Source organism: Catellatospora bangladeshensis (assembly GCF_016862575.1).
GTDB lineage: Bacteria > Actinomycetota > Actinomycetes > Mycobacteriales > Micromonosporaceae > Catellatospora > Catellatospora bangladeshensis.
Window position 1 is genome coordinate 1 of record NZ_BONF01000079.1, and the last position, 7,441, is coordinate 7,441.

At 62.5% G+C, this 7,441-nt stretch carries 5 protein-coding genes; 3 read left to right on the forward strand and 2 right to left on the reverse strand.

From position 1 onward, the window contains the following. The 3 genes from Cba03nite_RS39180 to Cba03nite_RS39190 all read left to right on the forward strand — a co-directional run. Window positions 1-1,595, forward strand: a 1,595-nt coding sequence (locus Cba03nite_RS39180) for a peptide deformylase (protein WP_203757607.1), incomplete at its 5' end; no start/stop codon positions are given. 147 nt (window positions 1,596-1,742) lie between these two features. Beyond that, window positions 1,743-2,246 carry a DUF4365 domain-containing protein gene (locus Cba03nite_RS39185; RefSeq protein WP_203757610.1) on the forward strand — a complete coding sequence of 168 codons (504 nt, stop codon included), beginning with the start codon at window positions 1,743-1,745 and terminating at the stop codon, window positions 2,244-2,246. After that, window positions 2,243-3,412, forward strand: coding sequence for a hypothetical protein (locus Cba03nite_RS39190; protein WP_203757612.1), 1,170 nt, complete (start codon window positions 2,243-2,245; stop codon window positions 3,410-3,412). The genes Cba03nite_RS39185 and Cba03nite_RS39190 overlap by 4 nt, the downstream gene beginning before the upstream one ends. A 148-nt stretch (window positions 3,413-3,560) precedes the next feature. Here the strand turns inward: Cba03nite_RS39190 and Cba03nite_RS39195 are convergent, their stop codons facing one another. Continuing rightward, window positions 3,561-4,604, reverse strand: a complete 1,044-nt coding sequence (locus tag Cba03nite_RS39195) for a tetratricopeptide repeat protein (RefSeq protein WP_239126353.1) — start codon at window positions 4,602-4,604, stop codon at window positions 3,561-3,563. A 535-nt stretch (window positions 4,605-5,139) separates the two neighbouring features. Continuing rightward, window positions 5,140-7,441: COR domain-containing protein (locus Cba03nite_RS39200; protein WP_203757614.1), on the reverse strand; the 2,302-nt coding region annotated here is incomplete at its 5' end.

Here is a 7,441-nt window from a genome sequence, read left to right on the forward strand (position 1 = left end):
GGGTGGACAACAGGTTGACCGTCGATCAACCTCGAATCAGTCCATTCATAGGGGGAGGGGGCGCTCTCGTGACCGACGAGTCCGGACGGACGGCGGAGCAGAACGAGCTGGTCAAAGACTTCATCGCCGAGTTGAAGCACTGGCGGGCCGTGTCCAGCTACTCGCAGAAGGCGCTTGCGCCGCTGGTCGGCTACGACTCGTCGTATATCTCCAAGGTGGAGAACGGCACGCTGATCCCGAGTCGGGAGTTCGCCGAGAAGGCCGACCAGCACCTACGCGCGGGCCGAGCGCTGTTCCGCCGCTGGCGGGAGCTGGCAGAGGCTGGCATCGGGGCCGAGACGCGTACGCACGACAGCGGCGGCATCGACCAGCAGCCCGCGCCGGGGTCGTCGCTCGTGGTGGAGCACGAAGATGCCGAGTTGAGCTATCGGGAGGGCGTGTTCCGCACGCGCGTGCGCAGGTTGCTACACAACGTCGGTGCGGATCCGGTGACCAGCTACCTAATCCGCATCGCGGTGGACCGGTACCCCGGTGATCCCGAGCGCTCTAACCGCCACTACCGGCAGAACCCGCTGACGTGGGAGGAGGTCAACCTCACGGCCTTCTGCGGTGATGAGCCGATGGCGCAGCGGGTCATGCACGACCGGGACGCGTTCAAAGAGGTGTGGCTCCTCTTCGAGAACGCGGACGGCAGGTTTCCGCTCTACCAGGGCGAGAAGACCTGGATCGAGTACACCTACACGGTGGAGGAGTCGAAGTGGGGTCCGTGGTGGCAGCGCGCGATTCGGCTACCGACTCGCAGGCTGAGCCTCGCGGTCGTCCTGCCGGCAGAGCTTCAGCCCGTGGTGTGGGGTGTGCAAACTTCCATGACGGCCGAGGCATCTCCGTTCCGGACGCCGTTTGCCCGTGAGGTGGCGGATGATGTCGTCACCTACCGGTGGGCGACGGACGAACCACCAATTCACGGCAGGTTCCGCGTTGAGTGGAAGTTCAAGAGCCCGAACGTGCCAGGAGGCGGGGCAGAGATGGACAACTTGAAGCCAAGCGAGCAGATGTGGGCCCTCGGCATCCTTCAGGAAGGCAACCCGCTGCTGTACGAGGCAGCCAGGCGGTTCGAGCTTCCGACCGAAGCGAACGACGCGCGCCGTGTCGTGACAGAGCTAGTCGCACGCATGGAGCGCGTGGCCCAGGTCCACACGTTTGCAAAAGGCATGGGAGTCGCTGCTCCGCAGATCGGTATCGGCCGGGCCGCCGCGGTCGTCCGTACCGCCGAGGACCACGTCATTACCCTGCTCAACCCTCGGATTATCGCCGAGTCCGCATCCGTTGACGAGCAGTACGAAGGATGCCTGAGCTTCTTTGACGTGCGGGGAATGGTGCCGCGACCCACCGTGATCGAGGTTGAGCATCAGGATATCGAGGGGAACACGCAGATCACCGAGTTTTCCGGCGGAGACGCACGCCTAGTGGGCCATGAGGTCGACCACCTCTGCGGAGTTCTCTACCGCTCGCGGATGAGGCCGGGCGCCGAGCCAATCCCGGTATCGCAGTACAGGGGGACCGGGCAGCGTTGGGGCTATACGGCATCGACCTGAGCTAGCACGGGGTCACGTCACGTCATTCGCCCACCGGAGCTGACGTGCGTGCAGCAGGTCAACCGTCCATCGACCGTTCGGTGAATACCCCGACACGCCTTGTAACGGCTAGGTTGCGGGATGCGACTGGCGCGAGGGGGTAGAACTATGGCGGAAACATGGCAGAAAGAGCAGATCAGTCGAGCTTTCGTACATGCCAACGTCGCCAGCGCGCAAGAAGGTATGACCATAGGAGACTGGGACGTCGATAAGGATGGTGTCGATGTCACTATCCGAAAAGGCGGCCTGATGGTCGACATTCAGCTTAAGTGCACACAAGCATTGCCTCGAGTTGGTGATCACCATACGTTTGACCTGGACATTCCCACTTACAACAAACTTCGTGTTGTCGAACGATGTGCTCCGGGGTATCTCGTCGTAATAGTTGTGCCTCCGGATATTGACAAATGGCTTTCGCACGAACTTGAACACACAGTGATGCGCTGCGTGGGCTTCTACGGCTGCATACAGGGTTCACCCGAAGTTTCCAATCAAGCGACCATCTCGATTAAGATGCCTATTACCAATAGGTTCGATCGTGACGCCCTCGCGATGATGATGGAGCACTCGCGACACAAGACTCTTGGTCTTCCTTGGGGGTTGATGGCATGAGCCATTTCCCTATTACCTTGGCGCATGTCGAAAGCTACCTAAATATCACCGGTTGGCATTGCGAATTTAGGGGCGGCACCGGGCAGCTTTGGAGACGCTCGGATGTGCGGCACCGAAATACGACTGACGGCATGGAAGTGCTGGTGCCCACTATGGCTGGTGCACCCGATTATGAGAAGCGGTTTAGCATCTTGATTGAGGATCTTCGCGCGTGCGAGGATCGACCGGCAACTCAGATTGTTGAGGACATCAGTCGGCAATTTCATGACGTGGCGAACATGCGCGCAGAGCATCAGTATGGCAGTGAATATATTGCCTTGGATGCGGGGGAGAGGCTATTTACAATGGCGCGGGACCTCATGGTCACGGCATCTGCGTCAACTATTACACGACGAGGATACTTCGGTAGATCGTTGCCAAAGAAGGCTAGACAACAGGCCACGAAGACGCTTGTCGGGCACACGCGACCTGGTTCCTACATCGTTCCAGTGGTTACGAATGCGCGGATTCCTGAGATGGAATTTGATCTCGATCGACCGCAACTTTTTGAGTCGGTCGAAGAATCGGCGTTCGAAAGACGTGCATTGACCACATTGGCAAGGTCGTTGGAGACACTCGAAGAAATTGCGGTGCAATCAGAGAACTCGCCACGGATGTCCGATATTCATGACGGGGTGGGCGAGGGCCTATCTTATGAGATGTGTAGAAGCATAATTAAAGCGCTCCAGCCATCATCCATAGAATCCGTGGATATCTCGATAGTTTGGGCGCCTGGAGTACGTAGGCCACTCCATGTTCAGGAGCGCTTCGAGTTCCCTCGGGAGTGCGAAGATCGTGTGCGAGAGGTGGCGGCGGTCCTTCGCAAGGACCCCGTTGAGCGCCAAGAAGTTATTTACGGTGTGGTTGTTGGGCTAAAGAGCCGAGCAGGGGATGAGGGTGGACGAGTAGAGGTCGAGACCATCATCGACGGCGGTAAGCGGCTTGTGCGGCTTGACCTTGCGGACGATGACTATGAAACCGCACGCGCCAGCCACAAGCGCGGGCCGGTCGTCGCGCGTGGCACGTTGCACCGGAATCCGGGACGTATAGCCACTATGGATGTGGTGTCCTTCGAGCAGGATTTGTCGCTGCCCATCGACATCTACCCTCACGGTCACGCCCAATAGGGGCTCCACGCAATTTGCGGGCTAATCCCCGGCTCTAGCGGTGCAATCACAGGAAGCGGGCGTTCCGGTCGGTGTCTTGAAACCACGCCAATCGGCGCTGGTGAGGGTCTCCGAAGGGTGGACGCGCACGGCCGCTCCCCGGCTGCAACTACTGACTTTCAGGACCTTCCGCCCGTTCCTGGCGTACGTGTTCGAGAACGGCGGTATCTGATGCCAGGTCAGGATGCTCGACCTGGCGGTCCAGTTCGACTACCAGTTCGAGTTCCCGGATCGCCTCGTCTAGGTTGCCATAAGCACGATGAATCATCGCGACGTTGAAGCGAGTGACCGCTTCCGCAGCACGGTTGCCGACCTCACGCAGCATGATCAGGGCCTGCTGGTAGTAGGCCAGGGCCAGCTTCTGGTCACCCAGCCCGTCGTATACGAGGCCGATGTTGTTGAGGGTGGTGGCTTCGCCGGCACGACTGCCGACCTCTCGCGTAATGGGTAGAGCCTGCTGGTAGTAGGCCAGGGCCTGCTTCCGGTCTCCCAGTTCGTTGTTTACGTGGCCGATGTTGTTGAGGGTCGCGGCTTCCCCGACGCGGTCGCCGACCTCTCGCATGATGGGCAGGGCCTGCTGGTAGTAGGCCAGGGCCCGCTTCCGGTCACCCAGCCCGTTGTACACGGAGCCGATGTTGTTGAGCGTGCTGGCTTCCCCGACGCGGTCCCTGGCCTCTCGCCGGATGGGCAGGGCCTGGTGGTAGTAGGCCAGGGCCCGCTTCCGGTCACCCAGCCCGTCGTACACGTGGCCGATGTTGTTGAGCGTCGTGGCTTCCCCGGCGCGGTCCCTGGCCTCTCGCCGGATGGGCAGGGCCTGGTGGTAGTAGGCCAGGGCCTGCCGCCGGTCACCCATCCGGTCGTACACGGAGCCGATGTTGTTGAGCGTCGTGGCTTCCCCGGCGCGGTCACCGGCCTCCCGCCGGATGGGCAGAGCCTGCTCAAAGCAGGCCAGCGCCTGCTGGGGCTGACCGATTTCAGATAGCGCCTGACCCAGGTAGTTGAGTGACGTGGCGTCCGGCCCCAGCGTCAGCGTCTGCCACGACAGCGCCACCACGTCAGCGAACCGCGAATTGCGTAACCACACTGCGGACACCCGAGCACCCACACCACGAGCGATCGCCTGCTGCTGGCCAGCCACCGCCAGGCGGTGCACCTCCGCCCACCGCGCAACATCCCCAGCGGACACACCGCGGGTAAGGCGTCCTGCGTCGCCAGCCCACCCGCCGCCGGCGGTCGAACCGTCTACCACCCAGACACTCCCGCTACGCCCGATACGCGCCCACGCCGAACAGAACCCATCCAGCCTCCACGCGAACACGCGCGCTACAGCCGCCGAACTGTCCGAGCTAAACACCCTCTGACGGACAGAACTGGTCTGCTTATCAGCCCAGGCAGTCGAATCTCCAGATGCTGACACCCGCCACGGTAGCGATGGAGCGCTGGCCCAGGATTACGTGGGACGGAGAGCTTGGCAAGGGCGCTGCGCGGCCCGCGGCGAACACGTGGTTCACGGTGCAAGGGACCGACTAGCTTCCACTTCATCAACTTAATGCGCTCGTTGGCTGTACAGCCGTATGTACAGCCAAGCCGCTCGACCAGCCCGGCGGCCAACCCACACTGGTGGACAGTTGTCGCAGCTCACCGATACTGGTCGGCCCCTGCCGACAAAGGTGCATCAAGTTCGCAAGTTAGCGGTTAGGCAGCTGCCGATAGGCGCTCAGGTGCTCTGAGCACACGTAGAGGCTTAGGCCTTCCGGGGTTAGCAGGTGCGACAGTCCGCCCCAGTGCTGGTCTGGGTCGAGTCTGAGCATCATTGCGCGCAGGACGCGGTAGTCGGCGTCGTTCTCCGCATGGCGGATAGGCGCGTCGCCAGAGTCATGCTTGCTCTGGTTGGGGTCGTCTAGGCGGTCGGCCGGCGTGTCGTCGAGGACCTGCTTGAACAGGTCGAGTTCGTCTGCGAGCTGTTCTTGCAGGTCGTGAGCGGCGATGCCGAGGATCGGCCCAATGTAGGGCATAGTGGCCCGGAGGAAGCGCAGGGTCTTTGCCATGTACGGACCGGCGGTGCGCAGCCATTCGGCGAGTTCGGTGACCTCGTAGCAGCCGGTGTCCCCTGGCAGGGGGTGCCATGTTCCGGGTTCCTCGCAGTACAGCCGCAGGACATGTGTGCTTTTGCCGATTTTTCGCTTCCCGGTATAGGTGATGGTGAACACGCTGGGGCAGTGGGCGCTCTGAGCCTGCTGGATCAACGTGCCTACCCGCATGTGGTTGCGCTGCGCGAGCGCATTGTGCTGCTCCAAGCCGTCGCGCATCTGCTCAACCGTAGCGGCGAGTTCGCGCACGTCAGCGGCGGTGGCGAGGTCACGCACAGGCGGTGTGATGCCGGTGAGCAGGCCAGCGATGTCTACCATGCCTTCGAGTTCCCGACAGTAGATGTCGTGATGCCCGCGCCTAACCCGATGAACGACTTTGGCGTAGTCGAACTCCTCGTCGCATGATCCGTGGCTGTGGCAGGGTACCCATCTGGTGACTTTCAGGCCGGGGTAGCGGTCGATGGTGAGGTTGAGGCCGTCGTCCAGGACGGCGAAGAACGGTGCGGGCATCGGCCCGCGCACCGTCAGTTCGATGCGTCGGCGCTGGGTGTCGGTCCGTAGTAGTCCGACGTGTTCGCCGTCGGGGTGACGTAGCACCGCACCGGTTCGCCACCGGTATTCGGTGGCGAATCGGTGCGAGCGAGCTAGGAACCAGCCGGGAATGCCTGGTGGCAGGACGGGGAGTTGGTAGACCAGCCGGATCTCGTTGCCAGAAAGCGGCCAAACCGGGCTGATGTCTGGCGCCGCCTGGGGTAGCCAGCTGACTACGATCCCTTTCGCGCCGTCGCGGCTATCGCGTATTCGGTAGGAGACGTCAAAGCGGTCCATCAGGTTCAGCAGGTGCTCGCGCTCGCCGTGGGACAACTTCGGCCACGCGTCGGCCATGTCGGCCGTAGTGAGCAGCCCGCGCCGCGCTGCCACGCCGGGATTGTCGAGGATTCGCGCGATGCAGACGTTGAGCCACTGCGGGTCGAGGACCACCGTGTCGGCCAGCTCCTCGTCGTCGGGGAAGTAGAGGATCTCGCCACGGTGATGCAGCGCGATCGCCAACGTCTGCCGCTCGCTGCTGTCGAGGATGCCCGCTCGGCCCATCGCCTGCCAGAGTTCGTCAGTCGACAGGTGTCGGGGCAGACCTGCAGTGGTCAGTTCTGCTGCGGTGGTGACCCAGCGCCGCGGCCAAGCGGCGCCCATCAGCGGCAGGTCGGCAGCGGCGGTGGTGATGGCTGTGCGCAGGGCGTCGATGCCGGTGCGGGCTGCGCAGTCCACACTGAGGTGCCCGATGATCGCCGGGTACTGCTCGTGCAGTTCAGTCAGGTCGATGTCCGCCGGCCGGGTGGCGGTGTGCGTAGCGACGATCAGGATCGGGGCCTGGGGTGCGCGGGCGGTGATTATGTCCAGCCAGTAGCGCAGCCGACCTCGGTCTGCTCCTTCACTGGCGTTCCATACCAAAAGGAACAACGACCGACCCGTGAGGAAGAACTGATGCGTGGCGTGGTAGATGTCCTGTCCGCCGAAGTCCCACACCGAGAGATCCATGACAATACTGGACTCACCTGGGTGCACGAGCGGCAGCCGACTGAGTAGCAGACCATGGGTGGTCGGCTCACCGGGGTTGTGTGGCTGGTCGGCGAGGGCCTTGACGAGCGATGTCTTCCCTACCCGGCCCTCGCCCACGATCAGTAGCTTCGATGTCCACTGCCGTATCGACGCACGGTTGGCCCGCAGATACGTGAGCACTGCTTCAAGACCTTGGGACACGACATCGTCCGACGGACTCGTCAGCGGGTTGCGGCCGAGAGTCAGCCAGGTGAGGGCGGTGAGGTTGCCGAGGCTGTCGGGCAGCTGCCTCAGCTGGTTGTGGTCGACGTACAGCGTGGTGAGGGCGGTGAGGTTGCCGAGG